Here is a 1,150-nt window from a genome sequence, read left to right as displayed (position 1 = left end):
AGAGGTGGCTCGGTTCATTTGAACAGCTCGGCGCAATTGCTAAGTGGAGCGTCTGCCGGTTTCATGCCGCTGCGAGAAGCGGCCGGTTGAAGTAGACGTGATCGGGTGTCCTGCGGTCAAGCGATGAGTGCGGGCGTCGTCCATTGTAGAAAGTCAGGTACCGGCTGATCGACGCGCGGGCCTCGCTGACCGAGCCATAGGCCTGCAGGTAGACCTCCTCGTATTTCACTGATCGCCACAGGCGTTCGACGAACACATTGTCGCGCCAGGCGCCGCGGCCATCCATGCTGATCGCGATCTTCTCGCGGTGCAGGACGGCGGTGAACGCCATGCTGGTAAATTGGCTGCCCTGATCGGTGTTGAAGATTTCCGGCGCCCCGAAGCGCGCCAGCGCTTCCTCCAAAGCCTCGATGCAAAAATCCGTCTCCAGCGTGATCGACAGCCGCCAAGCCAAAACCCGCCGGCTAAACCAGTCGACGATGGCGATGAGGTAGACAAAGCCGCGCGCCATCGGGATGTAGGTGATATCCGTCGCCCAGACCTGGTTGGGCCTCGTCACCGCCAGCTTGCGCAGCAGATAGGGGTAAATCTTATGCCCCGGCGCAGGCTTTGACGTGTTGGGCCGTCGGTAGATCGCCTCGATCGCCATCTTCTTCATCAACGTTGAGACGTGCAGCCGGCCGACCTTGACCCCTTCGCCGGCAAGCAGATCGCGCAACATCCGGCTGCCCGCGAACGGGAAGTCCATGTGCAGCTCGTCAATCCGCCGCATGATCGCGAGGTCGGCAGCCGAGGTCGGCCTGGGCAGATAATAGACGCTGCCACGGCTGATCCCCAGCTCCCGCGCTTGCCGTGTCACCGGCAACGCGTGCGAACGGTCGATCATCGTTTTGCGCTCGGCAACAGTCCCGCCTTGCCGAGCGCCCCGGATAAAAAATCGTTCACCAGCGTCAACTCGCCGATCTTGGCGTGTAACGTCTTTACGTCGATCGCCGGCTCGGCCGGCTCGCTATGGCTGTCCGACCCGAAAACCCCCGCTGCACCCTCCAGCAACTGGCCGCGCCACGTCGTGATCTGGTTCGGGTGCACGTCAAACTGATGCGCTAGCTCGGCCAGCGTCTTCTCGCCCTTTACCGCAGCTAAGGCCACC

Annotated in this window: 1 protein-coding gene; it reads right to left on the bottom strand. The window is 62.2% G+C overall.

Annotated features, from left to right (window positions below; translation table 11 throughout):
* Positions 1-61: 61 nt before the first annotated feature.
* Positions 62-1,149, bottom strand: a protein-coding gene (locus U1839_RS26750; protein ID WP_332806602.1) for an IS3 family transposase whose coding sequence is annotated in 2 segments (ribosomal slippage) — positions 62-939 and positions 939-1,149 — 1,089 coding nt in all. Because the reading frame shifts where the segments join, the coding sequence is not laid out codon by codon here.
* Position 1,150: the final 1 nt, after the last annotated feature.

This window comes from Parasphingomonas halimpatiens (genome assembly GCF_036663795.1).
Lineage (GTDB): Bacteria > Pseudomonadota > Alphaproteobacteria > Sphingomonadales > Sphingomonadaceae > Sphingomonas.
Note: the sequence above shows the minus strand (reverse complement) of the source record. Positions and strands in the feature narration are given on the sequence as shown.